At 44.9% G+C, this 26452-nt stretch carries 22 protein-coding genes; 17 read left to right on the top strand and 5 right to left on the bottom strand.

Going from position 1 to position 26452, the window contains the following annotated elements:
* Positions 1-514: 514 nt before the first annotated feature.
* From BW716_RS29085 to BW716_RS29060, 6 genes are all read left to right on the top strand, one after another.
* Positions 515-1792, top strand: coding sequence for a TlpA disulfide reductase family protein (locus tag BW716_RS29085; protein WP_179091320.1), 1278 nt, complete (start codon positions 515-517; stop codon positions 1790-1792).
* Between the two features lie 179 nt (positions 1793-1971).
* Positions 1972-3018 carry a class I fructose-bisphosphate aldolase gene (locus BW716_RS29080; protein ID WP_083729606.1) on the top strand — a complete coding sequence of 349 codons (1047 nt, stop codon included), beginning with the start codon at positions 1972-1974 and terminating at the stop codon, positions 3016-3018.
* 89 nt (positions 3019-3107) lie between these two features.
* Positions 3108-5021 (top strand): amylo-alpha-1,6-glucosidase, encoded by a 1914-nt coding sequence (locus tag BW716_RS29075; RefSeq protein ID WP_083729581.1) that lies wholly within the window; start codon positions 3108-3110, stop codon positions 5019-5021.
* Between the two features lie 81 nt (positions 5022-5102).
* A complete protein-coding gene (locus BW716_RS29070; RefSeq protein ID WP_083729580.1) occupies positions 5103-6863 on the top strand; it encodes a hypothetical protein in 1761 nt (586 codons plus the stop codon).
* Position 6864: 1 nt separating this feature from the next.
* The gene (locus BW716_RS29065; protein ID WP_083729579.1) at positions 6865-7695 is read left to right on the top strand and encodes a universal stress protein; all 831 of its coding nucleotides are present in this window, start codon (positions 6865-6867) and stop codon (positions 7693-7695) included.
* Between the two features lie 32 nt (positions 7696-7727).
* The gene (locus BW716_RS29060; protein ID WP_083729578.1) at positions 7728-9248 is read left to right on the top strand and encodes an alpha-N-arabinofuranosidase; all 1521 of its coding nucleotides are present in this window, start codon (positions 7728-7730) and stop codon (positions 9246-9248) included.
* A gap of 173 nt (positions 9249-9421) precedes the next feature.
* Here BW716_RS29060 and BW716_RS29055 read toward each other — a convergent pair whose 3' ends face one another.
* Positions 9422-9637 carry a YwbE family protein gene (locus BW716_RS29055; RefSeq protein WP_083729577.1) on the bottom strand — a complete coding sequence of 72 codons (216 nt, stop codon included), beginning with the start codon at positions 9635-9637 and terminating at the stop codon, positions 9422-9424.
* A 71-nt stretch (positions 9638-9708) separates the two neighbouring features.
* On the opposite strand from BW716_RS29055, the gene BW716_RS29050 reads away from it, so the two are divergent.
* The 5 genes from BW716_RS29050 (at position 9709) to BW716_RS29030 (ending at position 15070) form a co-directional block, all read left to right on the top strand.
* Positions 9709-10422 (top strand): thioredoxin family protein, encoded by a 714-nt coding sequence (locus BW716_RS29050; RefSeq protein WP_083729576.1) that lies wholly within the window; start codon positions 9709-9711, stop codon positions 10420-10422.
* 349 nt (positions 10423-10771) lie between these two features.
* On the top strand, positions 10772-11128 hold the full coding sequence (locus BW716_RS29045; protein WP_083729575.1) for a YciI family protein: 357 nt from the start codon (positions 10772-10774) through the stop codon (positions 11126-11128).
* 436 nt (positions 11129-11564) lie between these two features.
* Positions 11565-12806 (top strand): RNA polymerase sigma factor, encoded by a 1242-nt coding sequence (locus BW716_RS29040; protein WP_083729574.1) that lies wholly within the window; start codon positions 11565-11567, stop codon positions 12804-12806.
* A 27-nt stretch (positions 12807-12833) separates the two neighbouring features.
* Positions 12834-13844, top strand: coding sequence for an MBL fold metallo-hydrolase (locus tag BW716_RS29035; RefSeq protein ID WP_235643972.1), 1011 nt, complete (start codon positions 12834-12836; stop codon positions 13842-13844).
* 383 nt (positions 13845-14227) lie between these two features.
* Entirely contained in the window at positions 14228-15070 is an 843-nt protein-coding gene (locus tag BW716_RS29030) for a glycoside hydrolase (protein ID WP_083729573.1), read from the top strand.
* Positions 15071-15116: 46 nt separating this feature from the next.
* On the opposite strand, the gene BW716_RS29025 is transcribed toward BW716_RS29030, so the two are convergent.
* The 3 genes from BW716_RS29025 to cysC all read right to left on the bottom strand — a co-directional run bounded on the left by BW716_RS29025 (position 15117) and on the right by cysC (position 17980).
* A complete protein-coding gene (locus BW716_RS29025; protein ID WP_255373912.1) occupies positions 15117-16370 on the bottom strand; it encodes a Na+/H+ antiporter in 1254 nt (417 codons plus the stop codon).
* A gap of 49 nt (positions 16371-16419) precedes the next feature.
* Positions 16420-17250: a sulfotransferase gene (locus BW716_RS29020; protein WP_083729571.1), complete on the bottom strand. Its 831-nt coding sequence runs from the start codon at positions 17248-17250 to the stop codon at positions 16420-16422.
* Positions 17251-17422: 172 nt separating this feature from the next.
* Complete coding sequence (cysC, locus tag BW716_RS29015) at positions 17423-17980, bottom strand: adenylyl-sulfate kinase (protein WP_083729570.1); 558 nt, start codon at positions 17978-17980, stop codon at positions 17423-17425.
* Between the two features lie 299 nt (positions 17981-18279).
* Between cysC and BW716_RS29010 the strand changes: the two genes are divergently transcribed.
* Genes BW716_RS29010 through BW716_RS28995 form a run of 4 tightly spaced genes read left to right on the top strand, consistent with a single transcriptional unit; the run spans position 18280 to position 22786 of the window.
* On the top strand, positions 18280-18702 hold the full coding sequence (locus BW716_RS29010) for a hypothetical protein (RefSeq protein WP_143709097.1): 423 nt from the start codon (positions 18280-18282) through the stop codon (positions 18700-18702).
* Between the two features lie 19 nt (positions 18703-18721).
* Positions 18722-21379: a hypothetical protein gene (locus BW716_RS29005; protein ID WP_220388860.1), complete on the top strand. Its 2658-nt coding sequence runs from the start codon at positions 18722-18724 to the stop codon at positions 21377-21379.
* A 4-nt stretch (positions 21380-21383) separates the two neighbouring features.
* Positions 21384-22016: a DUF6250 domain-containing protein gene (locus BW716_RS29000; protein ID WP_220388859.1), complete on the top strand. Its 633-nt coding sequence runs from the start codon at positions 21384-21386 to the stop codon at positions 22014-22016.
* Complete coding sequence (locus tag BW716_RS28995) at positions 22016-22786, top strand: rhamnogalacturonan acetylesterase (RefSeq protein ID WP_083729566.1); 771 nt, start codon at positions 22016-22018, stop codon at positions 22784-22786. The genes BW716_RS29000 and BW716_RS28995 overlap by 1 nt, the downstream gene beginning before the upstream one ends.
* Before the next feature lie 70 nt (positions 22787-22856).
* Here the strand turns inward: BW716_RS28995 and BW716_RS28990 are convergent, their stop codons facing one another.
* Positions 22857-23483 (bottom strand): response regulator transcription factor, encoded by a 627-nt coding sequence (locus BW716_RS28990; protein ID WP_083729565.1) that lies wholly within the window; start codon positions 23481-23483, stop codon positions 22857-22859.
* A 529-nt stretch (positions 23484-24012) separates the two neighbouring features.
* Between BW716_RS28990 and BW716_RS28985 the strand changes: the two genes are divergently transcribed.
* Both BW716_RS28985 and BW716_RS28980 read left to right on the top strand, forming a co-directional pair.
* Positions 24013-24987 (top strand): sugar phosphate isomerase/epimerase, encoded by a 975-nt coding sequence (locus tag BW716_RS28985; RefSeq protein WP_083729564.1) that lies wholly within the window; start codon positions 24013-24015, stop codon positions 24985-24987.
* A 131-nt stretch (positions 24988-25118) separates the two neighbouring features.
* Positions 25119-26171, top strand: coding sequence for a phosphatidylinositol-specific phospholipase C1-like protein (locus BW716_RS28980; RefSeq protein ID WP_083729563.1), 1053 nt, complete (start codon positions 25119-25121; stop codon positions 26169-26171).
* Positions 26172-26452: the final 281 nt, after the last annotated feature.

Genomic DNA, 26452 nt, shown 5'->3' with positions numbered 1-26452 from the left:
CATTTTTCCAAAATAATTACTGGATTTCCAATCACTTATTACCCCAAAATCCCAATTTCCCCCGCCCACCCCAAATAGATAGGTCGTTTAGATACTATTATTCCCTTCGCTGATACTATCCTCTCATATATGCTAAATCGAATAACTAAAAAACTGTTAATATTTGTTAATTTCTAATATAAGTGGTTGCTAATGCAAATAATATAATATATTGAAAAGTAACTATTTGCATTAAAATTTAATGGATATGAACCTTGTTAACAATCATTTTGATGATAAGAAGTAGTATTATTTTGCTTGTTTTGAATAGAAGAGGTTGTAACTTTGCGTCGCTTTTCCGATCGAACGAAATGTGAAGACTGATGGAAAAGTAACAGGAGGCGATCTACCCCTGTTTATATATAATAATCAAACACGTTTACTGATTAACTAACGATAGCCTCGTTAAAAGGGGCAGGGCAATTTATTGCCTGAAAAGTTAAATGTTAATTTAAACAGATAAAAACTCATGAAGATGAAAGTTTTATTCCTGATGGGCCTTCTTGGTGCTGCGTTTTTGCAGGTAAATGCGCAGTCTCTGTTGAACAATCCGATTGGCGAAAAATTGAGCAGTGGTGTACTGGAAGAAACCTATTTATCAAAAAAGATTTCCGCTTTTAACAAGGTACGTGCTGACTATCCAAATAGTGATACCGGTTTGAATACGGCGTTGTATGACCAGGCCAGGTATTCTATCGCTATCAGCATGGCAGAAGCACAGCAACCAGTGAAAGTAAAGGAGATGATTAAATCTATGACCTCCAAAGGCTACAAAAACGCTGCCACTACCGGCGCTGCTATAAAGCTGGCTGATGCAGGTCTGTTCGACGATGCACTGGCATTGTTAAAGCCTAACATGGACACCATGGAATTCATCCAGAAACAAGGTGATTCACAGGCATTTAACCCTGATTTTATTGCTAACTATACCAATTATACAATTGCGAAAGCTAAAGTGCTGAACAAAAAAGGTGCGTACAGGGAAGCCCTCGAGCTTGTAAAACCACTGTATGAGCAGCACGATCCTAGTTCCTTCACCCGTGTACAGGAACCATACATCATGGCACTGTCCGGTATGGGTAAGAAAGCAGAAGCTTTTGAACTCATCAAGCATGCAATGTTGAAATCTTCCAGCACAGTTGCACTGAGAGACGTGGCGAAGGAAATCTACCTGGACATGTATGGTGACGAAGGTGAATATGCTATGTTCGTAGATTCTACCAGCGGTGTGGCTAAACGTCGTATGAAGGAGTCTATCGCTTCTAAACTGATGGAAAGACCAGCTCCTGACTTCGTACTCACCGACGTTAAAGGCCGTGAAGTTACGCTGAATAGCTTCAAAGGTAAAGTAGTGATGCTGGACTTCTGGTCTACCTGGTGTACACCTTGTAAGAAATCTTTCCCTGTAATGCAGAAAGTATTTAACAAGTTCAGACACGACACCAGCGTTGTATTCCTGTTCGTTCATAGCTTCGAAACAGAAAGAGATCCTAAAAAGGCAACTTCTGAAGCAGCTAAGTACATGATGGAAAACAACTATCCTTTCAGAGCCCTGATGGACCTGAGAAGTACTACCGACAGCCGCGTGGCTAAATTGTTTGAAGTGAACGGTCTGCCTTCTAAATTTATCATCGACGGTAAGGGTAACATCCGCTTCTCACTGAGCGACCTGGATGAAGATGATGATGTGGAAGCAGAAGAAATCGTACAGATGATTGGTATGGCTGAAAAGGGAATGCAAAGCGTACTATAAGATTTGAATAAGTAGTTTGATTGTAAAGGGGGACCGTCTCAGTTTTGAGATGGTCTTTTTATTTTTTGTTAATATTGATAAATGGTGAACGTTATATCGGTGCATTTGTACATCTTACAATTTTTACCCCCGTGGGCATGGTAATTGTGCGATTTGGACAATTATAAATGAGCTACACCATGTTAACTATTTCCAAATATCTGGGCGATGATGCCGCCTCCTTACTGGAACACATTTGCGGAAAGATCACCGCACAGGATATTGTCCACCCCGGCAACTGGCAGCAGATCTTCATTGAAAGTAACCGGCCTGCCCCGGTGCTAAATAGCCTGGCGCGTATTTATGGGCATGGGCGATTGGCCAATACCGGGTATGTGAGTATCCTGCCGGTAGATCAGGGCATCGAGCATACTGCCGCTTATTCATTTTATAAGAACCCAATTTACTTTGATCCGGAGAATATTGTAAGACTCGCGATTGAAGCGGAGTGTAATGCTGTCGCTTCTACCATCGGGGCACTGGCCCTGCATGCACGCAAGTATGCCCACAAGATCCCTTATATCGTAAAGCTGAATCATAATGAGCTGTTGACCTACCCTACCAAGTATGATCAGGTGCTTTTTGGCAGCGTGCGCGAAGCGTGGAATATGGGGGCAGCTGCCGTAGGCGCCACCATTTACTTTGGATCCGAACAGAGCGACCGGCAGATTGAGGAAATCGCAGCTGCTTTTGAGGAGGCTCATGCATTGGGGATGGCTACTATTCTTTGGTGTTATACCCGGAATGCTGCCTTTAAAACCCCGGAAAGAGATTATCATACCGCTGCGGATCTCACAGGTCAGGCGAACCATATTGGGGTGACCATACAGGCGGATATTATTAAACAGAAATTGCCGGACACTAATTTTGGGTTCAGGGATTTGAAGTTTGGTGTATTCAATGATGCGATGTATGAGGCGCTGACAACCGCGCATCCGATAGATCTGTGTCGTTTCCAGGTGGCTAACTGTTATATGGGTAAGATTGGGCTCATTAACTCTGGTGGTGGATCTGCAGGTGAGTCGGATATCGCAGAAGCAATTAAGACAGCAGTTATCAATAAACGGGCTGGAGGTACTGGCCTTATTATGGGTCGGAAAGCTTTTCAGCGACCTTTTGCTGAAGGGGTGGAACTGATTCAAAATGTACAGGACGTGTACCTGGATAAGAGTATTACGATTGCCTGAATGCAGAATGTTGTGCACAATGCCAGCGCAATTAACTGATTTCAACGTACAATACACGTATTAAAGATCTTTATTACAAAACGGAGACCATGCGCACGATTTATGACCGTTCACAACTGAACGACCTGGCTTTTTCCAACAGCAAAGAATTTCTCGCAGTAGCCGCAAAAGGAAACTATGCGGCTGGTACAATCGCAGGTTGTAACACCCGCAAGTACCACGGCCTGGTGGTAGCCCTGCAACCCCAAATTGACGAAGACCATCATGTGCTGCTCGCCAGTCTGGACGAAACTCTAATTGATGGCGATCACACCTACGACCTTAGCATTCATAAATACCCAAACATCTATGCGCCGGATGGGCCACAGTATATGGCTTCGTTTACAGCCCAGCCCATACCTTCCTGGACATTTGAATGTGGAGAGAATACTATAAGTAAGGAATTGCAAATAGATGATGAAGGCAGTTTAACGATCCGTTATACACTTACGAAAGCCAACGGCCCTCTTGTTTTGCGCTTACACCCTTTATTAGCTTTCAGAAATATGCACTGGGTACGCAGGGCTGATGAACACGCAGATAAGACCGTGCACTATATAAACGACGGCATCAGTATGCAGCTATACCCTCAGTATTCATCCCTCTTTTTACAAATGACCGGAGATGCAGTATTCAAAGAAGCCGGTTACTGGTACTACAATGTAGAATATCCCATAGAACAGGAAAGAGGATATGAATACCAGGAAGACCTATACAGTCCCGGGTATTTTGAAGTCACCTTACACCCCGGTCTTGCTGTGATTTTTTCAGGTGCGATCACGGAGCGCCAACAACTGGTATGCAGAGCGCCGAAGCCCGTACCCCAAACTACAAAAGAATATCTGCTAAAAGCTGCCTCCCAGTTTGTCATTCATACTTCAGGTGGTTTAAGTATCAAAGCTGGTTACTACTGGTTTGGCAGCTGGGGAAGAGATACCTGTATTTCGCTGCCAGGACTGACTTTTTTAGCCGGAAATCCAGGCGCCTTCTCAAGTATCATGTCATTGCTTCGCGTGCTCTTAAAAGACGGATTATTGCCCAATACGGGCAATCTGAGAGATGAAAGCAAGTATGCCACTGTAGATGCCTCCATGTGGTTCGTATGGGCCTTGCAGCAATACGCCATTCACGAGGTAGGCGCCGCTGCTGTCTGGAACATATATGGCGATCTGCTGAAAGATATCTTGTATCATTACCGGTATGGTACCGCATTCAATATTCACATGGAGCCTGATGGTATGATCAGTGCGGCTTATCCCGGCAAAGCACTGACATGGATGGATGCCGTGATCCTTGATACCCCCATTACACAAAGACCCGGAAAACCTGTAGAGGTAAATGCACTCTGGTACAATGCCGTTTGCTTTTGTGTCAATGCTGCCCGCGATGCGGGAGATAATGTTTTTGTACAGGAATGGAGTGAATTCCCTGCTCTGATCGCCACCGGTTTTGTAAAATGCTTCTGGGATGACAACCACCAGTATTTAGCAGATGTGGTGCATGAAAATATACCTGACTGGTCCATACGACCCAATCAGATCTTTGCCGTTGCATTGCCTTATTCACCTTTAAATGAGGTACAACAAAAGGCAGTTGTAGCTATTGTTAAAAGAGAACTGTTAACCCCAAGAGGATTACGTACCTTATCTCCACAAGATCCTAATTACATCGGGCATTATGGCGGTAGTCAGCTGGAACGTGACCATGCTTATCACCAGGGAACTGTGTGGCCATGGTTACTGGCGCACTATGCCGCCGCCGTATTAAAGACAGCTGGAGATGCCGGTAAGGAGGAATTGAAGGAATTATTTAGCCATGTAGAGAGTGCGCTGGAAGAATGTTGCCTGTACTCTATTCCCGAAGTGTATAATGGAGATGCCCCCCATGCAGCGGGAGGTACGGTGGCACAGGCATGGAGCGTGGCAGAATTTATCCGTTTTGAAAGGCTTATTTCGGGCGCCTGACAACTATCATTTTCCCCTTTGACCATACTCATTGCCCACCGGCGTTTATATGCGAACCTTTGTGTATAAACCCTCCTTGCTATGTACACCGATGTTTATCAGCCTTCGCCACCAAATAATGTCGCTATTGCGGATATCTTCCACCACATAGCTGCCTGTTACAGGTATATGGGTAAAGACCATTATGATCAGGTCCAGGCCTATGACCGCGCTGCCACCTGCCTGCGCCGCCTGCCTGTAGACATTGAAGTGTTCAGATCCCGCCTCCGGGAATTAACCGCCCTGACAGACGTGATCCGAAACGAAATCACGGAATTCCTCGACGCTGGCTGTATCCAACACTATCAACGCTTTAAAAATAAAGTCCCCTTCGAACTGCTGGACCTGCTGGAAATAAAGGGTTTTGGCCCATCAACTGTAAAATTACTGCATGAAACCTGCGGGATCCAGAACAGGGATCAACTCATCACCGCCCTGCAATATGGCAGACTGGACGATGTAGGCGAAATCAGCCCTGTCAAACTCGATCTGCTCAAACGCAGTTTCAAATTACATAAATCTTCCGCCAACCGTTTACTGCTTTGGGATGCCATGCTGCAAGGCAATGAGATCCTGCGTGTTCTCCGCCTCGTCAAAGGCGTTGCACATGCGGAAATAGCCGGTAGCCTGCGCCGTGGCTGCGAAACCATCGGCGACCTGGACATGGTATTGCAGGTGGAAGAACCTGACCGCGAACAGGTCACTACACAGATCGTGCAGTTGCCACACGTGGAAAACGTCGTGCTCCATGGCAGAAACAGGATCTGTGTAGTACTCTACAATAATACACAACTAGACATCAGGATGGCCGGTGCTACCGCTTTTGGGGCAAGCTGGCTGTATTACACAGGTAGTCGTGAGCACCTGCTCCACCTGAGCGATCTGGCCGAACAAAAAGGCTTTATCCTTTCTCCGGAAGGCCTGTTTGACACCATGTGCAACTATGTAGCCGGTGCCAGCGAAGAAAGTATTTACCATGCCCTCAATATTGCCTTTATTCCTGCTGAACTGCGGGAAAGTGGCAAAGAGATCCGTCGCGCAGCACGACATATGTTGCCACAGCTGCTGGCACACCACCAGATCAAAGGCGACCTGCGCATGCATGTGGATGAACACCTGCATGACAGTATTGCCACGACGGCTCATTACGTCATGAATGCCTTTCCTCATTATGAATACATTGTAGCAGCTGCACACGGCGATACTCAGGACAAGAAAGGATTAGCTGCATGGATCAGCAATATAGACCGCATTAACGAACAGATAGGATTCTCTTTCCTGAAAAAAGGGCTCACCGTAGAAATCTTACAGGATGGCACACCTGCGCTGCCCGGTTCTCTGCTACAACAATTTGACTGGGTAACCGGTATCGTGCTGAATGATACCGAAAAGGAAATCACCCAGCGCCTGCTCACCGCCTGTGAAAATCCATATATCCACTGCATCGGCAATCCTTCCAACAGGATCATTGGCAAGAAGAAACCTTCTATTGTAAACTGGGAACTGCTGTTTGAAAAAGCTGCTGCTACCAACACCGCACTGGAAATAAATGCACAACCATGCAGGATGGACCTGCGCGATGAATGGGTGAGGAGAGCAGTGGAGAAAAAAGTATACCTGGCTATAGGTAGTTGTGCCGCTATTATGCGACAAGTTGACTATATGCAGCTGGGTGTTACACTAGCCAGGAGAGGCTGGTGCAAATGCGAAAATATTCTGAATACCATGCATTGGGAGGCAATCGAAGAATTTAAGATTGCCCGGGAAAATGCATTATCGCTCACAAATATAAAACACGTGTGATATGAAAACGATTTTATTGGTGCTGAACGGCCCTAACATGGCAAACACCATTGCTTTTGGCTGCTATCTGTCAGGTATTACCAGAGCCAGACTGGTGGGGGTATTCCTGTGTGATAAGATAAGTGAAACGACTTCTGCCCTGAAGCAGATGTACGGTTTTAGCTATGTAGAATCCATACTGGCTGAAGACCTGCCGGAACGCACCCATGACAGAATGGAACAACAGATTGGCCTGTTCAAGGAAACCTGCCGCAAGAAAGGGATCAACGCCACCATGTATTCTAATCAACGGGTTACTTTAAAAGAAGTATTGTCAGAAAGCCGCTTTGTAGACCTGATCCTGACGGACAGTGTGTTCAGCACCGATCAGTCCAGAGAAGGCCTGCCAGACAATATGCTGAAGATACTGCTGGCCGGCGCAGAATGTCCTGTGCTGATCACACCTTACAAACCTACACCGATCGAAGAAATCGTGTTCTGCTACGATGGCAGCGAAGCGTCCTTCTTTGCCATGAAACAACTGGTGTACCTGCTGCCTGAGCTGGACGAAGTGAAAGCCACAGTGCTGGAAGTAAACACCGGTCAGGCTATTGAAGAGAATGAACAAATACAGGTATCCGACTGGTTGAGCAGACATTATAGCTATACTGAGTTTGTCATCGTAAATGGCAAACCGGCGGAAGAATTATTCCATTACCTGGCGCCTAAAAAGAACACCTTGGTTGTGATGGGCGCTTATGGCCGGAGTATCCTTTCCCGCTTCTTTCAGGAAAGTAAGGCGGATAAGCTGATTCAACGGCTGGCGTTCCCGTTATTTATTACCCACCATTAAGAAAATACAGAAAGCATTATTATTTTAGTGAAATGAATAATAATGTGAACCGTTTTTCCCGCAGGGTTTTTCTCAAATCTGGCAGTGGCGTGATGGCCGGGTTAATGATACCGGCAACTGTGAAGGGTCTTTTTGCCAAAGAGAAAGCCAGTATAAGCGTGGATGTGAATGAGGTCAGGGGCATCGTTTGCCCGGAAATATACGGACAGTTTATAGAGCACCTGGGCAGGGCTATTTATGGAGGTATCTTTGATGAAGAGACGAATAGTTTTCGCAAAGATGTACTTGAAAAAGTGAAGCCACTCAAAGCCCCCCTGATGCGCTATCCCGGTGGTACGGTGACAAAGACCTATCACTGGAAAGATGGAATTGGTCCTGTAGATAAGCGGCCCGTAAGACGGAACCTGATCTGGGGTGGGGAAGACAGTAATCATTTTGGTACGGACGAATTCATGAAATATAGCGCTGAGATAGGCGCAGCGCCATTCCTCACGGTGAATATGAATACCGGTACAGCAGAGGAGGCGTCAGACTGGGTGGAGTATTGTAATGCCAATGGCAACAGTTACTTTGCCACACTACGTAAAACGAATGGACATGCAGCACCCTATAAGGTTAAATATTGGGGGCTTGGAAATGAAGAAGCGGCCAAAGAGGATGCGGGGTTGTTACAAAGCCCTGACGACTATATTAAAAAGGCCTGGTATTTTGCAAAGTTGATGAAATTGCAGGACCCGGAAATCAGTCTGGTGCTGGTGGGGGATAATGATGAGTGGAACAGAAAGGTCCTGCAGGAAATGCATCCCATATGTGATTATATCTCCCTGCACCTGTATGCAGGTTCACAGCCGGGGAGACCGGCTACCTTGTTCTCTTCGATTGCTTCGATGGAAAAGAGGATTGAGGAAACGGCGCAGCTTATAAAGGAGATTGCCCCTGGAAAAGTGGAAAACTTTAATAAGTGGTATCGTTTTCCCAGCAGGCAGAAGCCGGTGAAGATTGCGCTGGATGAGTGGGGGATATGGGAGAATGGTGGCACAGGTAATTATGGGTTGGAGGTGAAGTACAATTGGAACCATGCACTGGGAGTCGCTACATTTTTTAATATTTTTCACAGGCATGCGGATGTGATTGGAATGGCTACGTGGGCACAAACGGTGAATGTGCTGGCGCCGGTTATGACGGATCAGACAAGGGTATTTGTGCAGACGGTGTATTATCCAATGGTGATGTATAGGCAATTGTGTGGAGGAAAGAGTGTGGGTGTAAAGGTGGATGGACCGGTGAATGATGGGATTCCGGCACTCGATGTTGCTGCCACTGTTAATGAGGATATATTAACGATTACAGTAGTGAATAGAGATCCTAAACAGGATATTGATATCGCATTAAATAAGAACGGGAACTGGAAGGTGTATGTGTTGAATGCACCGGGGATAGAATTGGAGAATACATTTGATAAGGATGTGGTTTCTCATAAAGAAACCACGCTGAAAGGGAGCAATTATTCAGCCCCGGCACACAGTATTTCTTTCTTACAAATAAAGATATAAGGTGGCCGGAGAACTATGCCAAACCCTTCGCAGAAAATTACGTTTTCCTTTGGGGAAGTAATTTTCAGCGAAGGGTTTGATGTTTTATTCAATTCAAATCAATTTTTGTCTCGTCCGGCTATAGGTTTACACCTTGGTGAGATAATCCTGATTTTAGTTTACACCAGGTTTTATCAATCCAGATCGGGATCCGTATCCAGCATCTGTACTCTCCCCACCTGCCCATCTTCCAGCCTCACCTTTATCCCCCTGGAATGAAACGCCGCTGATGTCAGCAAATCCTGCACGATCCCATAAGTTATTTTCCCACTCCGCTGGTCTTTCTTGAGAATGATCCCCACTTCCAACCCCGGATAAATGTCTTTTCTATATTGTCCTTCTGATTTCATGAAATAAAATTAAATCCTTTGTCCGGATTTTCCATTTCTCTGTGTCATTAAGGAAATAAAACCCACACAATATGGAAAATCGTATCGTATCGCATGCTGAATGGGTCGAAGCCCGCAAAGCCTTTCTGGTCAAAGAAAAAGAATACACCCACCTCCGCGACCAGCTGGCAAAAGAGCGGCAGTCGCTGCCCTGGAAAAAAGTAGATACAAACTATGTATTTGACGGCCCCAACGGTAAAGTGACCCTGTCAGACCTGTTTGAAGGTCGTAGCCAGCTCCTGGTGCAGCATTTTATGATGGGACCGGAGTGGAAAGAAGGGTGTATCGGCTGTTCCTTTATGGCGGACCATGTACCGGGTACCCTTCCACACCTGAACAACCACGATGTCTCTTTTGCCGCTATTTCAAGAGCGCCCATAGACGCTATTGAAGCTTTCAGAAAGCGGATGGGGTGGAACTTTCCCTGGGTTTCCTCCGGGCAGAACAACTTCAATTTTGATTATCATGTATCATTTAAAAAGGAGGATACTGTATATTACAATTACGAGAATAGTAAATTTGGTGGTGAGGAATTGCCGGGTATCAGTGTATTTTACAAGGATGAAAGCGGGCAGATCTTTCATACCTATTCCTCTTATGCCAGAGGCAATGAGGAATTGCTGGGGACTTATGTGATACTGGACCTTATGCCTAAGGGGCGGAATGAGGAGAATGGGTTGCAGGATTGGGTGCGCCATCACGATAAATATGAAGTGGTGAGCGAACATAAATGTTGTCACTCATGAGGGGGAATTGCGAGGCCAGTGGTGGGGAGTCGTACGTGAAGAATTGTGATTCCGGTAGTGTGCCGTCATACGTGAAGAATTGCGATTCTGGTAGTGTGTCGTCAATCATGAAGAATTGCGATTCTGGCGTGCTATCACGAATGAAGTGTAACTGCCGCCCCATTCGTATGCTCCTGCCAGGTATCCTTCTCATATTAATACCCAAGTGCCCCCTTTGCCTGGCCGCCTGGATCGCCCTTGGTACCGGTATCGGTATTTCGTTTACAGTGGCCACCTGGCTTCGCTGGGGCCTGATTGCAATGTGTATTGTTTCCCTTTGTTATCTTATATTTAAAAGTACTGTTCACTTATGGAAAAATTCATGCTCCTCATCAGGGAAGACCTGCAAAAGTTAAAAGAATACACAGACAAAGACAGGGATTATGGCATCAAAGAAATGACAGCATGGGTGGAAGGCCTCGCTGCCACTGGCAATTTTGTAGGAGGTGAGCCTTTATGGACCGAAGGCCGGTACGTTACTAAAGATGCCATTATATCCGACGGCCCATTCATTGAAGCCAAAGAAGGTGTAAGTGGTTACATCCTGATCAATGCAGAAAATCTGGAACAGGCAGCTGCGCTGGCGCAAACCTGTCCAATCGTACAGCGGGGAGAGCTGGAAATAGAAGTAAGACCTATCATGGTGACAGATTTCCCGAATGGTTGATCCATATAATTCAAAAAATGGTTACGCCATGTAATTCCGGAAAGGTTGATCTAAATAATTTCCCGAATGGTTGATCCATACAATTCAAAGAATGGTTAAACCATATAATCCCGGGAAGGTTGATCTATATAATTTCCCGAATGGTTGATCCATATAATTCAAAAAATGGTTAAGCCATGTAATCCCGGGAAGGTTGATCTATATAATTTCCCGAATGGTTGATCCATATAATTCAAAAAATGGTTAAATCATATAATTCCGGAAAGGTTGATCTAAATAATTTCCCGAATGGTTGATCCATACAATTCAAAGAATGGTTAAATCATATAATCCCGGAAAGGTTGATCTAAATAATTTCCCGAATGGTTGATCCATACAATTCAAAGAATGGTTAAATCATATAATCCCGGGAAGGTTGATCCATATAATTCCCCCAATGGCTGAACCACTTAAAAACGTGCAAAAGGAAATAGACCATTTATACAAACAACACTTTGGCAAAATGGTCGCTTCCCTGTTGCGCTTCTCAAAAGACATAGACCTGGAAACAGCAGAAGACCTTGTTCAGGATGCCTTTGCAGCTGCATTATCCCTCTGGGAAAAGCAGCTGCCGGATAATCCCGCCGGCTGGATTTTCACCGTATGCAGAAATAAAGCATTAAACAAACTGAAAGCGGATAAAAAATTCCTTCGCCTTCACCAGGCGCCGGAACCTGCTCCGGAGTTGGTATCCCCAGCCATCACCTTTTCTGCTGAATTTCCGGACGATGAACAGCTTCGTTTACTATTTGCCTGCGCTCATCCCGACCTGGCGCCTAAAGTACAGGTCGTGATCACCCTGAAGTATGTGATCAACTTCAAAGTAGCCACTATTGCCAGTCTGCTGGGAATGACCATCGATGGGATAGATAAATTGCTACTGAGGGCCAGACAAAAGATCAGAGAAGAAAAGCTCCTCCTTATTCCCCCCGCACCTGAAGCCATGCAGCAGCGGTTACCCATCGTACACAAAATCATTTACCTCATTTTTAACGAAGGCCACACTTCTGCAGAAGGAAAGGAGCTTTTAAGAGAAGACCTTTGTGAAGAAGCCCTGATCCTTAATAAAGCGATTTTAGATAGCCAAATGGGCAATATCGACACCCTTGCCTTATATGCGCTTATGTTGTTAAATGCCGCCCGTTTTAAGGCCCGTTTTGATGAAAATGGAGAGTTGCTAGACCTGGAACAACAGGATCGTTCATTGTGGAACCAGGACCTGATAAAATTGGGAGACTATTACTTTCATCAATCGAAAGGATCACTGCTTTCTTCATATCATATTGAAGCATACATTGCCTGGCTGCACAGCACGGCCACATCATTTGCAACGACTGACTGGCAAACGATCGCGCAATTGTATAAACAGTTATTACCAAATCCATTTGTAGAATTAAACTATGCGATTGCATTGTATTATGCCGGCGAGGTGAACAATGCATTTACCCTGTTACACAACTTGCAACGCTCCCCATTTATGAACAGTTATTACCTGCTGAATGCCACACTTGGCAAACTCTATATGCAAGAAAATAATCATGCTCAGGCCGCCGTATATTTTTCTAAAACCCTTGACCAGACAAGATCTTCAGCAGAAGCAAATTATATCAGGAAGATGTTGTCAAAGTTAAATTTGTAGACATTATCTTTAGGCATATTTAAATCTATGGAAGCAATCATGGCAGCCGGTTACGTGAACAATGTAGCATTGGAAACGATTATAAAAGATGAAGACTGGAAAGGAACTCCGGTTGATGCACGTGGACGTTATGTAAATCTGCAACATCCATACTCCCCGTCATTCATGGAAGTACTCCGCTGGAAGATGAAAGAAAACCCTTTCAAAGCGGAGAAGGAAAAACTGCGCTGGAAGCCCGAAGTATTGACAGATGCAGCCTGGCGGAATGGAGATGATGATGTGATTGCATGGCTGGGCCATTGTACGTTCTTTATTCGCATAGGCGGTGTTCGCCTGCTGACCGATCCTGTATTTGGCGATATCCTCGCAGTGAAAAGAGTGTCTCCGTTTCCAGTGAACCCGATTCTATTAACCAAACTGGATTACATCCTGCTCTCTCATGATCATCGTGATCATTGTGATAAACCTACATTGCAACGGTTAGCAAGGAACAACCCGAAAGCGACTTATCTTACGGGATTAGGCATGGAACCTTTATTAAAGGAGTTTACCGGTTCAGAACTGATCCAGGAAGCCGGTTGGTACCAGCAATACCTGACAGAAGATGTGAAGATCACGTATGTGCCTGCACGCCACTGGGGCAAGCGGGGCGCTTTTGATACCAACCGCCGCTTATGGGGTGGGTTTGTAATAGAGTCTGCGCAACGTCGTATTTATTTTGGTGGCGACAGTGGGTATGATACCCATTACCAGCAATTGAAAGAAGTGTTTGGTGGATTTGATTATGCTTTGCTGGGTATTGGTGCGTTTGAGCCGGAGTGGTTCATGCATCCGGTACATCAGTCCCCGGCACTCGCTATTAAGGCCATGGAAGAACTTAATGCAGGGCATGCCATTCCTATGCACTTTGGAACTTTTGATTTGTCTGATGAGCCACTTGATATGCCGCTAAAAGTGTTTAAACAGGTTGCTACAGCGCACGGATTGGAAAAGCGGATCAAGCCGCTCCGGATTGGCGAAGCTTTGCATCTGGCCTGATGCCTGATAAGAGGTGTTTTAATTCATTCAGCAACTAAGGAATTAATATGCTGCACTTAAGCATGAAGAACTATAGTACCTGTGTAATAAGGCTGCTGTAAGAATGAATAAGGTTCATATTTAAGCGGATTGGCGAAGCTTTGCATCTGGCCTGATGCCTGATAAGAGGTCTTAATTCATTCAGCAACTAAGGAACTAATATGCTGCACTTAAGCATGAAGAACTGTGTAGTACCTGTGTAATAAGGCTACTATTAGAATGAATAAGGTTCATATTTAAGTAATCAGGGTTATAATACTGCTATTCCCCCACGGGAAAATGGCGTATCATTGAGTGGTACAGGTCACAGGAGCATTTTGTTCATCCATAAACCTTTCCACTCTATGAAAATCATAACTGTAGTACTGCTAGCTTTAAGCATCCCTTTTTTAACTTCCTGTGGTAAGCAATGGCAGGAGAAAGTCCCTGCCGCCGTCAGCGCGAAAACCATCGCTGCTGCCGAAGCTGCCGAAACATGGGAAACGGTATTAGATGGCAATTCATTTGCCGATTACACAGCTTTTGAAGCTGCATGGAACTACCTTTATCCATGGGGCTCCGATCATAACGGTACTGCACGTATGTATGGCAGCAGTACAGATCACAACCACATTTACCTGAACAACGGTGTGCTCACTATCAAAGCGGCAAAGATCACCTGGGACGAGGGCACCAGCTCATCCAGTCCTTATCTGGCCATTCATTATCATTCAGGTGCAGTCAATACAAAAGAACATGTGCTGGTCAATGACCAGTTTCCCAACTGGGAAGTAAAATGCGATTTTCAGGTACCTACTGTTACCGGCTCCTGGCCAGCTTTCTGGCTCACCGGTGTGAACAGCTGGCCTCCTGAAAGCGATATCATGGAGTTCAAAGGAAGCGCTACCAACTGGCAGAACACTTTCAGAACATCCTCCGATGTATCCAGTACTTTGACCACAGTGTCTTCACCAGGTAGCTGGCATACTTACCGGGCATGGATCACGAAGGTAAGTGATACCAATGTAGACATTCACTACTATATAGACGGTGTATGGAAAGCGGTACACAATGCCAATTTTGTAGGCAAACCACTGTATGTGATCATTAACATGCAAATGGAAGGATCCAGTGGAACACCCGGGCCTACGGCAGATACGTACCTGTATGCGAAGAATATTTATATAGGCCGAACACGTACTTATTAATTTACGCTACCTGTGACCTGTACATCTTACCTTTCAGGTGATTAAATCATGCTTCCTGTAATCGATGCCTACGCCCATCAGGTTTAAGTTTCAACCATTTTACCAGCAACGGCAGTGTAAGCCCCTGCATAACTAGAGAAATAACGACGACCATTACTGCAATGAAAATAATGGTATCCCTTTGTGGGAATGGCGCTCCGCTATCCAGTTTCTCCGGTAGCGCCAGTGCGGTGGCCAGCGATACAATTCCACGCATGCCGGACCAACCTACAATGAGACATGTCTTCCAGTCCAGCAATGCTTTTTTATGCCTGTCCGTACCGGTTTTACGAAAAGTAAGGTAGTGCCTGTGACTCTCTAAAAAGATGCGTACCACGCGAATGGCAATGGTCACGAATACTATCAGGAAACTATACCCTATCAGTGGCAGGATCTGTATACTCTTTACATTATGAATTACGTAAGGAAATTCCAGACCGATGAGGATGAATACAAGTCCGTTCAGGATGAAAACGATAATATCCCAGAACGCTTTGGATTGCGCTTTTGTAGCAGCAGGAAAATACATACTGGTAAGTCTGGTCGTAAATACACCTAATACGACTACCGCGATCACGCCTGATACATGCAGGTCTTCCGCCAGTGAATACGTTACAAAAGGAAATAGCAATGTAAAGCTGATGGCTACAATACCATTCTGCCTGGTATGATGTAAAATGAATTGTAACAATTTTCCCGCAACAGCTCCTAGCAGCACCCCACCAGCAAGGAGCAATATAAATTGTCCGCCTGCTTTGTACCAGATAAATGAACTACCCGCTACTGCCGCTACTGCAAAACGGTAAGCGATCAGACCGGAGGCATCATTGATGAGACTTTCTCCTTCGAGGATGGTGAGTGTTTTGTGAGTGAGGCCCAGTCCCTTCGTGATACTCGTAGCAGCCACCGCATCTGTAGCGGATAAAACGGCTCCCAGCACGAAGGCTAACGGCCATGGCATCCCCATGAGAAAATGTGCCAATAGCGCAATACCCCCGGTAGTGATGAACACTACCGTAAAGGCCAGCGTATTGATGGTCTTACCATTATTTCTAAATTCCTGTACGTTGATATTACATGCCGCATCATACAGCATGGGAGGGAGGAATATCAGGAATACGATTTCCGGACTGATCGTGATCTGTGGCATACCAGGTACGAAACCCAGTGCAATACCCGCAGTAACGAGCAATACAGGATACGGTTTCTTGAGTTTATCTGCAAATGCCGAGAGTGCCATCATGACACCCAGTATAAGCATGATGATGCTGTAATTTTCCATGTGGCGCTAAAGCGCGCAAAATAACAAATTATTTTAATAAGCTATGTAATAATAACTTAGCCTGTAATGCTTCGGCTTCGGCCAGCAGACTTTTATCTTTTACATACGTCGCCACATCCCATACCTCACTCAGTAGTTTTTCTTTGTAAACTTTTGCAAAGTCGTGATAGTTTAAATCCAGCTGCCATTCCTTTGTGAGGTGATCAAAGATCTCCTGATTAGTAGCCGATAAACGCGTCTGATCTACCACGAGGTAAGTTCCTTCGGGTTGTAATAGTAGATGTTGATGTATCTCTTTATTATACAGGATCCATGTTTTAAGATAAGCTTCACTGTACGCCTGCAAAAGTTTCTTTTTGCGGAGATCTCTTTTGAAATATTTCCAGATAAATTGCCGGATGCCACCCTTTGCCGCATATTTCAGATCTGTCTTTTTATGATGGCGGCTCACAAGAGAACTGACTACGCTGCGATAGTCTCTTAATATAACCAGGTATTTTGCATTCGGGAGAAATTCCCTGTAAGTGCGTAAAAACAGGCAGGTACGGGGATCTTTCCAGCCCCATTGCCTCTGTGCCTGTTGTTTTTTCTGTACCAGTGTATGTAATGATTGTTGCTGCGCTGCGCTGATGTCGCAAATCGGTGTATCGATAGTGCCATCACCAGAATCAAAAAGCGCTAACAGAATTTGCTGGTGTGCTGTTACAAAATCAAGGTCCTCAAAATGTCCGTCTGTATTGCCGATGCCGGCACCTAAGAATTGTTCGCCCAGGTGCAGGCCGCACTTATGCAGCCATTGAGTGATCAATGAGGTGCCAGACCGGTGCATACCGGTAATCACTAAAACGTTATTATTCATCTTTGTTTATGCAGTTACTGCCTGTTAAAGCCTGGTTTGTGTTTGAATAGATGTCTGTATGAAATTGAACAACTCACTGGTGCCGGCCGCACTTATGCAGCCATTGAGTGATCAATGAGGTGCCGGACCGGTGCATACCGGTAATCACTAAAACATTATTATTCATCTTTGTTTATGCAGTTACTGCCTGGTAAAGCCTGGTTTGTGTTTGAATAGATGTCTGTATGAAATTGAACAACTCACTGGTGCAGGCGGTTATTGTTTTTTCATTGGTTTTTAAGTGCAGGTCTGGCAATAACGGTACTTCGAAAGGATCGTTCACCCCGGTCAGGTTGCGCAGTTTGTCAGGATGGTTATCCGGCAACATCGCTCTTTTGTAGAGACCTTTGGTATCCCGCTGTACAAGTTCTTCAACAGGACAATCTACGAATACTGTTTTCACCTGATCGTAAGCATTAGTCAGCTCTTCGCGCATGGCGTGGTAGGGATTGATCGCACTGATAATGCATATGATACCATGCCCGGAGAGGCGGCTGGCCACAAACCCCAGTCTGCGTATATTTTCGCAACGGTCTGCTTTGGAAAATCCCAGGTCTTTGCATAAGAATTCCCGGTAGTTGTCTCCGTCAATAATTTCGATCGGCGTGCCATAGGCCATCGCCTTTCTTTTTACACTAGTGGCAATAGTGGTTTTTCCTGCGCCGGAAAGTCCGCATAGTTGAATGATCATCGCATATTGAGTTTACAGGTTGACAATAAGCCGCAGATAATGGAATAAAAGGTTACATGGTGGGTGGATCGTAGATATTGGGGCAGATAGATGATAGTTCGCAATCAATATCCTTTAGCAAATTGGATATGGTTCTGTAAATTAGTAAAATCCTGTATAAATCCTTCCTGAATACGATAAATTTTTAAAAAGTATCGACAAATGGTAATTTGAAATGGTTGATGGTATAGTGTCAGTGATACATTTTTTATACATTTATGCCCGATTTACCACCACCACCTCCGGTAATTTTTACTTAGATGTATAAGTTAGTTGTATTGTTATGCCTATGTTCCACGGTTTTTGAGCAAAGAAACATGGAGTACCTGGACAGGGGAATAGTGGTAGTATGTCATCAGCGGGATAGCGTATTCCTCAGCTGGTGCCTGTTAGCGACAGACCCCGAACCGTTGGCCTTCAACATTTATCGTGATCATCAGTTACTGAACAGACAGCCTTTACACAAGGCGACCTGCCTTACAGCGCCTTTGGCAGATACTGCTACAGATAGTAAATGTACCGTTGTGCCTGTGATCAATGGTCGTGAGTATCCGGGAAACGATAAATTTTTGTTAAAAGCACATATGCCTGTGCAGCAGTATCTCAATATACCTTTACAGCGCCCTGCTGGAAAGTATGCTTACATCGTCAGACCGAATATTATAATAAATGGAAAAAGGTAATCTTTCCCGGAGGGAATTTATGAAGCAATCGATGATTATAAGTGCAGGTTTTCCCGTAGCAGCGTCCTTACAATCGTGGATGCCGGGCAGTGTGCAGGATAATATAACCTTGCACTGGCTGGGAGATAAAGTGCCTCAGCTGAGTATAGGGGCTACCTGGGGTGTACCCTGGCCACAGGGCGCTGTAAGAAAAGAACATGGATTTGTATTGGAAAGCAAGGGGGCGGGTGTGAACCTGCAATCATGGCCACTGGCTTACTGGCCGGATGGGTCATTGAAGTGGACAGGGCATGCAATAGGAGCGAATAAAGGATTGACGGAACAGTTAGTATTGAAAAGAGTGGCAAAAGCTGCTGCTGCTGGTTCCGGTTCTGTGAAAGTGAAAGAAGCCTCCGATAATTTCGTTGTTGACAATGGTATATTACAATGTACCATTCAAAAAAATGGAGCCCCTTTAATCAGTACTATTTCTAAAAACGGGAAAGTGCTGGCGACAAAAGGAATATTAGTATTACAGGTGCAAAACGCTCCTGAAGCAGCAACGATCCATGATCATTATGAAAGCAATATTCAGGAGGCTCTTGTAGAACAATCCGGTCCGGTAAGAGCCGTAATCAAAATCACAGGGCATCATGTAAATACCACGCAGCGCTATTTATTGCCTTTTATTGTCCGTCTGTATTTTTATGAAGGTAGTGAAGCGATCCGCATCTTACACACGATCATTTATGATGGCGATGAACAGAATGATTTCATCAGTGGATTAGGAATTCGTTTCAATGTCCCGCTCGAAGGCGAAACTTACAACAGGCACATTCGCTTTACAGGTGAAAAAGAAGGCGTATTTGCCGAGGCCGTCAAAGGACTGACTGGTTTGCGCCGTGATCCCGGAGAGGCTACCAGGAAGGCTCAAATAGCCGGGAAAACAGTAGAAGATGTATCTGCTATCAAAGACAATCTGAAATACATACCAGACTTTGGCGATTATACCTTATTTCAGCCCACCCCCGATGCATTTGAAATTCAGAAACGAACCAAAGAAGGTTACGGCTGGATTCAATCTGCCTATGGCCGTCGTGCATCCGGCACTGGCTATGTAGGTACACCTACGGGCGGTCTTGCATTCGGCATCCGCAACTTCTGGCAAAGCCATCCGGCACAGTTAGATATTCGAAACGCACATACTACTGAGGCAAGTGTGACCATGTGGTTATGGGCGCCCAAAGCAAATCCCATGGACCTGCGTTTTTACCATGATGGTATGGGACAGGATACTTTCGAAAAACAACGGGAAGGGTTAGATATCACTTACGAAGATTATGAACCCGGTTTTGGTACACCGATGGGGGTAGCCCGCACCAGCGAAGCACAGATATGGGTATTGTCCGCTACACCTGACAATGCTTATTTAAGCCAGATAGCCGGTTATATCCAGGACCCGGATACCATCGCCTGCGCTACCAATCAATGGCAGTTGGCCGGGGTATTTGGAGGTAACTGGAACCAGGCTGTTTCACCTTCTCCTACCAAAGAGCAAATGCTGAAACAACTGGATTTTTATTTCGACTATTATCGCCAGCAGGTAGAAGACCGTCATTGGTACGGCTTCTGGAACTATGGCGATGTGATGCATACCTATGATAGCGACAGGCATGTATGGCGCTACGATGTAGGCGGCTTTGCCTGGGATAACTCAGAACTGTCTACAGACCTCTGGCTCTGGTATTACTACCTGCATACCGGCCGTAAAGACGCCTTCCGCATGGCAGAAGCTATGACCCGGCATACCGGCGAAGTAGACGTACATCACATTGGCAGATTTGCCCCCTTAGGCTCCCGTCATAATGTACAACACTGGGGATGTAGTGCAAAACAGTTACGTATTGCTACCGTTGCCAACCGTCGTTTCTATTACTACCTCACCGCTGATGAAAGGGTAGGAGACCTCATGCAGGCAGAAGTGGATGCTGCTTTTACACTCCGCACGATTGTTCCCGGTCGTAAAATAGGCCAGCCGGTAGGTGATCCGGATGGTAAATATGCCGGTGTTGGATTTGGTACGGACTGGGGCTCACTGGCGGCAGCCTGGCTCACCGAATGGGAACGACATGGTACGCCATTGGCAAAGGATAGATTACTCAACAGTATGCAGACCATCGCTGCTCAGCCACATGGTTTCTTTACCGGGTCTGCAGATATGGAACTGGCTACAGGCAAATTCCTGCCTGCACCTGCTGATAAGATCTCCGTTTCTCACCTGAGTGCTGTATTCGGGTTGCCGGAGATCTGTATGGAACTGGTGGCATTGATCCCTATGCCGGCATTTGAAAAAGCATGGTTACAATATTGTACTTTATACAATGCGACCCCTGAAGAACAAACTGCTGTATTAGGGAAATCGCTGGGCAAACTAAACCTCAGACAAGGGCATGCACGCCTCACTGCATTTGCATCCCGTGTAAAACAGGATAAAAAACTGGCAGTCCGTGCATGGGAAGAATTCCTGGGTGGAGAAGCCGGTATTAAGAAGATGTCTGCCAGACTGGATGCCGTGAATGGCCCCGCTGTATTACACCCTATTGAAGAAGCCCCCGGTGTATCTACAAATGCGGTGGCGCAATGGGGATTAACGGCAATGGCTATGTTAGACCTGGCAGGTAATGCTTACAATGAATAATACAATGAAACAACTACTGATATTATTACTCTTTTCTCAAATGGCCATGGGGCAAAAGATCCGCTTTACATCCCCGTTGGATACTACTTTGTGGAAAGCGGAAATAGCCCCTAAACCAGGCTCCCGTGTATATACAGCAAAGGGTAAACTGGTATTGGATACCAAAGGCGGGGTCACCGTATGGCTGAATAAAGAACTGAGTGGCAACTTCACCATTGAATACAAAAGAACCGTTGTAGTAGACAGTGGTCCGAATGATCGCCTCTCTGATCTGAACATGTTCTGGATGGCACAGCATCCCGGTTTTCAACGCCATGGTATACTGGAAGAATACGACTCCCTGCAATTGTATTATGTAGGCATGGGCGGCAATACCAACAGTACTACCCGGTTTAGGAAATATGAAGGCACCGGCGAAAGAAGATTGATACAGGAATATGCAGACAGCGCACATTTGCTGAAACCCAATCATACTTATACAATCAGGATCGTTGTAAAAGACGGTACGACCAGTGTGTCCGTAGATGGGGTCAAATATTTTGAATACGCTGATCCTCAGCCATTACATAAAGGTTATTTCGGGTTCAGGTCTACCTGGTCCAGACAAGTAATTAGTGATTTTAAAATTTATCAATAATGTACAAACTGTTGTTAACTGTTATCACCGCTGTTTTTTTAATGAGCGCCGCGCCGCAAAAGCCCACCTTGTACCTGATAGGAGATAGTACCGTTAAAAACGGGAAAGACAAGGGAGACGGAGAGCTGTGGGGATGGGGGCATTTTATCGGCGACTATTTTGATACCACAAAAATTATGGTGGTCAATCGAGCCCTGGGAGGTACCAGTAGCCGTACTTACAGAACTAAAGGTCTTTGGGATTCTGTATTGGCAAAAGTACAACCCGGTGATTATGTCATCATGCAATTTGGTCATAACGATGGTGCGCCTTTGGACGATACAGCCCGTGCCAGGGGAACGATCAAAGGTATTGGTGATGAACAAAAGGAGATCTATAATCCTATCACACAGCAACAGGAAGTGGTGCATAGCTATGGGTGGTACCTGACGCAGATGATCAAAGAAGCGAAGGCAAAGGGTGTTATTCCTGTAGTATGCTCACCCATCCCACGCAATGTATGGAAGGATGGAAAAGTAGCGCGCAATAATGATGATTATGGCTTATGGGCAAAGCAGGTGGCAGAGAAAGAAGGGGTGACTTTTATTGATTTGAATACTTTGATTGCAGATGTATATGACAAGGAAGGTGAGACAAAAGTAGCGGGTACCTATTTTGGGACCAAAGATCATACGCATACCATTGAAGCGGGAGCAAAGCTGAATGCAGCAGAAGTGGTAGCCGGAATAAAAGGAGTAAAAAAGTTGAGCCTGAACAAATTCCTAAAGTAATCCTCCTGCCTTTTTCTAAAATAATCTTCCTGCCCTGCCGGGAAATTTTCCGGCGGGGCTAACTTTTATATTAAGAATACAATTGTACTTTCTCTATCATTTCCACGATATTCGACACCTGTAGCTTCTCACAGATCCGCTTTTTATAGGTACTGACTGTAGATACCTGCAGACTCAGTTTATCCGCAATATCTGCTACACTTAACCCTTTGATGAGCAGTTGCATAATATTGCTTTCCCGGTTAGAGAGGCGGTCCAGCGGATTGATGTTATTTTTCTTCCTGGTGATATTATTAAGCAGGGTCTGCTTCAGTGCGGGGCTTAGGTATTTCTCATCTCTGAGCAGGCTCTTTGTGGCATTTTTGATTTCTTCTATGCCCATTTTTTTGGAGAGGAAACCATCCGCACCAGCTTCGAGGTAGCGCCAGCCGAAAATCTGTTCGTCATAACTGCTAAAGATGAGGATCTTAATATCAGGATGCCTTAAGCGGATAACATCCAGCATCTGGTGATTATTACCACCAGGCATGTCGATGTCCAGAATAACAAGGTCAAAAGGTTTTGAGGACAAGATTTTCAACGTATCTTCAAAACTCCCCGCTTCACTTACATGAACATCTTCTATGGATTTTTGCAAAATGAGGGTTGTTCCATAACGTACAACCTCCTGATCGTCTACTACTAAAATGTTAGGCATATAGAGATATTAGGTAAATATACGGGGTAACGCGTAAAGATCAAAACCCGGAGGCCTTTTTTTGTAGTAAAAATTCTACAAGAGATTACAACTCTTACTAACAATTTGCTATATGAAGATATATAATTTTGTTTCATGTGATTCGGTACAGTTTGTGAATGCAAATTTTTTAACAGCTATAACCAGGGGCAATCCTTTCATTTACAAAATCATCAATTCATAAGGTACTAAGAGAAGTGAACAAACCACGCAAGAGGTGGGCTTTCTTTTTTCCAATCAACAATTTTATTTTAAACAGTGGACAATAAGTGATTGAGCAGCTTAAGTTGCTTAAAATGAATATTACCTATCCTATATCCCTATCCTACGTACGAACAAGGGGGCTTTTCTGTCTGGCCTCGGACTGCAAAAGCCCCTTTACCATTTCTCCTTTTGGCCAATTTTTTGTACATTCATTTTTCAGTGCTTCAGAAATAAGCACTACCATGGATACTATTCTTATGCCACGTTAAAAAACTAAAACATCATCATGAGCTCTCGGAGAATTTTTATGCAACAAGCCGGCCTGATCGCCGCCGGACTTATGTTGAACCCGTCGGATATCTTCAGCAGAAGTCGTGCAAATACTGTAACTAAGATCGGTATTCAGTTGTACACGCTGCGTGATCAGCTGACCAAAGACGTAAAATATACTATCCGGCAAGTGGCTAAAACCGGCTACAACCATGTGGAAACCTATTATGGCTATGGTGGGCCAAAAGAACCGGCAAAGTTCTGGGGGCTGGATCCTAAAGCGCTGAAAGCGTTGCTCACAGAGAACAAACTCACTACTCACAGCGGACACTACCAGTTGAATGATTACCTCACCAGGGGCAATGGCAACGACGACGCCCTGAAGGCCCAGCTAGAAATCGCCGCTACCCTTGGTCAGCAGTACCTGGTAGTACCCGTACCGCCCATGAACCTGATCGCCAGCCTGACAGGAGCAGATTTTCAGTTCATGGCTTCCCAGCTGAACAAAGCAGGTGAACTGGCTAAAAAATCCGGTCTCAAAGTCGGCTACCATAACCACTTCTGGGAATTCAAACAACTCCCCGACGTAAAAGGAACAGGTTACGATATCCTGCTCAAAGAAACCGATCCGGCACTGGTGGTACTGGAACTGGACATCTTCTGGGCTGAGAAATCCGGCATAGACCCAGTAGCCCTTTTTAAGGCGCATCCGGGCCGTTTCGCCATGTGGCATGTAAAAGATATCGACAAGTCAGCCGCGGGCAAAATAACCGGTCCTGGTGAAGACGGGAAGGGGTTGAAAGACCTGATGAGTGAAATCAAATTTGCAGAAGTTGGAACGGGCACGGTAGATTTCAAAAAGATCTTTGCCAATGCCAGTGAAGCAGGGGTAAAATATGCATTTGTAGAACAGGATCAGATCACTATCGATCCTTTTGTAAGTATTAAAAAGAGCTACGACTATGTAAAGTCCAACCTTTTAGTACGATAATAATATGATTAAAGGGGAGGCCCGGCCTTCCCTTTAATAACACAAAGGTGTTATCTGATAATAGTTTCTTAATATACTCCCTCAAAAATAATTTAAACCTTTGTCTGTAGAATAATCAATTAACCTGACAGATGAAAGTAGCCATGATTGCCTTAATGCTGGGCCTTACAGCATTCGTATTTCCCGGGGAGGATAATTTACCGCTGAACAAAGTCCAAAGTATCGGATCCCACAACAGTTATAAGATCGCTATCGATCCAAAAGTAATGGAAGTCATCCGCCAGCATGCCGGCGAGGGTGCCAAAGGACTGGAATATACCCACATTTCACTGGAACAGCAGCTGGACCTCGGTCTGAGAGGCCTTGAGCTGGACGTATACGCGGATAGCGCTGGTGGAAAATACCTGCATCCCTTTGTATTGGAACAATTAGGTTTGAAACCTGTATATAACACTGATGTGATGAAGGAGCCAGGTTTCAAAGTGTTTCATATGCAGGATGTGGATGTGAACAGCAATTGTCCAACCTTTAAAATAGCGCTGGAACAATTGAAGAACTGGTCCAATGCGCATCCGGATCATTCTCCTGTATTTATTACTATGAATGCGAAAGATGAGATCTCCAAACGTCCGGAATTCACCAAACCAGAGCCGTTTACCCCCGCAGTATATGAGCGCCTCGATAAAGAAATTATCGATTATTTAGGAAAAGATAAGCTGATCACACCTGATGATATCCATGGCAAGGATAAAACACTGGAAGCTGCTGTCCTGAAAGGACATTGGCCTACTGTAGGACAGGCAAAAGGGAAGTTTATTTTTATCCTCGATGAGAAGGATCCCAAAATGTCCGATTATATGCAGGGACATCCTTCACTGAAAGGACGGGTGCTATTTGTAAACGCACCTGCCGGAAAACCGGAAGCGGCGATTATGATCATCAATGATGTAATCAAAGACCAGGAATTAATTAAACAGATGGTCGCTAAAGGATATATCGTTCGCACAAGAGCAGATGCCGATACAAAAGAGGCAAGAACAAATGATTATACAAGATACAAAGCCGCCTGTGAGTCAGGTGCCCAGATTATTACAACTGATTACTACCAAAAGAGTACCTTATTCCCATCCGACTATATCGTGAATTTTGGCAACAACGAGTATAGCCGGAAAGATATCAGATAATCTTATTGGCAGCTTATCCGGCTGGCGTAGCCGCTTTTATCAGCAGTTTATCAGCAGTTTATCGGCGGGGGGAGGGGCGCCCGCAAAAACACCCCCCCCCGGGGGGGGGGCCCCAAAAAAAAAAAGAGTTTTTTGTTTACCCCCAATTTTTTTTTTTTGTTTTTTTTTTTTTTTTTTTCAAAAAAAACAAAAAAGGGTTTAAAAGAGAAAAAAACCATTTTTTTTTTGGTTTTTTTTTTTTTTTTGCTCTTTTTGTGTTTTTTTTTTTAGAGTTTTTTGTG

Origin of the sequence: [Flexibacter] sp. ATCC 35208, assembly GCF_001975825.1 — a bacterium.
In the GTDB taxonomy this organism is placed as follows: Bacteria; Bacteroidota; Bacteroidia; order Chitinophagales; family Chitinophagaceae; genus Chitinophaga.
The sequence above is the reverse complement of the archived record's forward strand: the minus strand, read 5'-3'. Positions and strand labels throughout refer to the sequence as shown.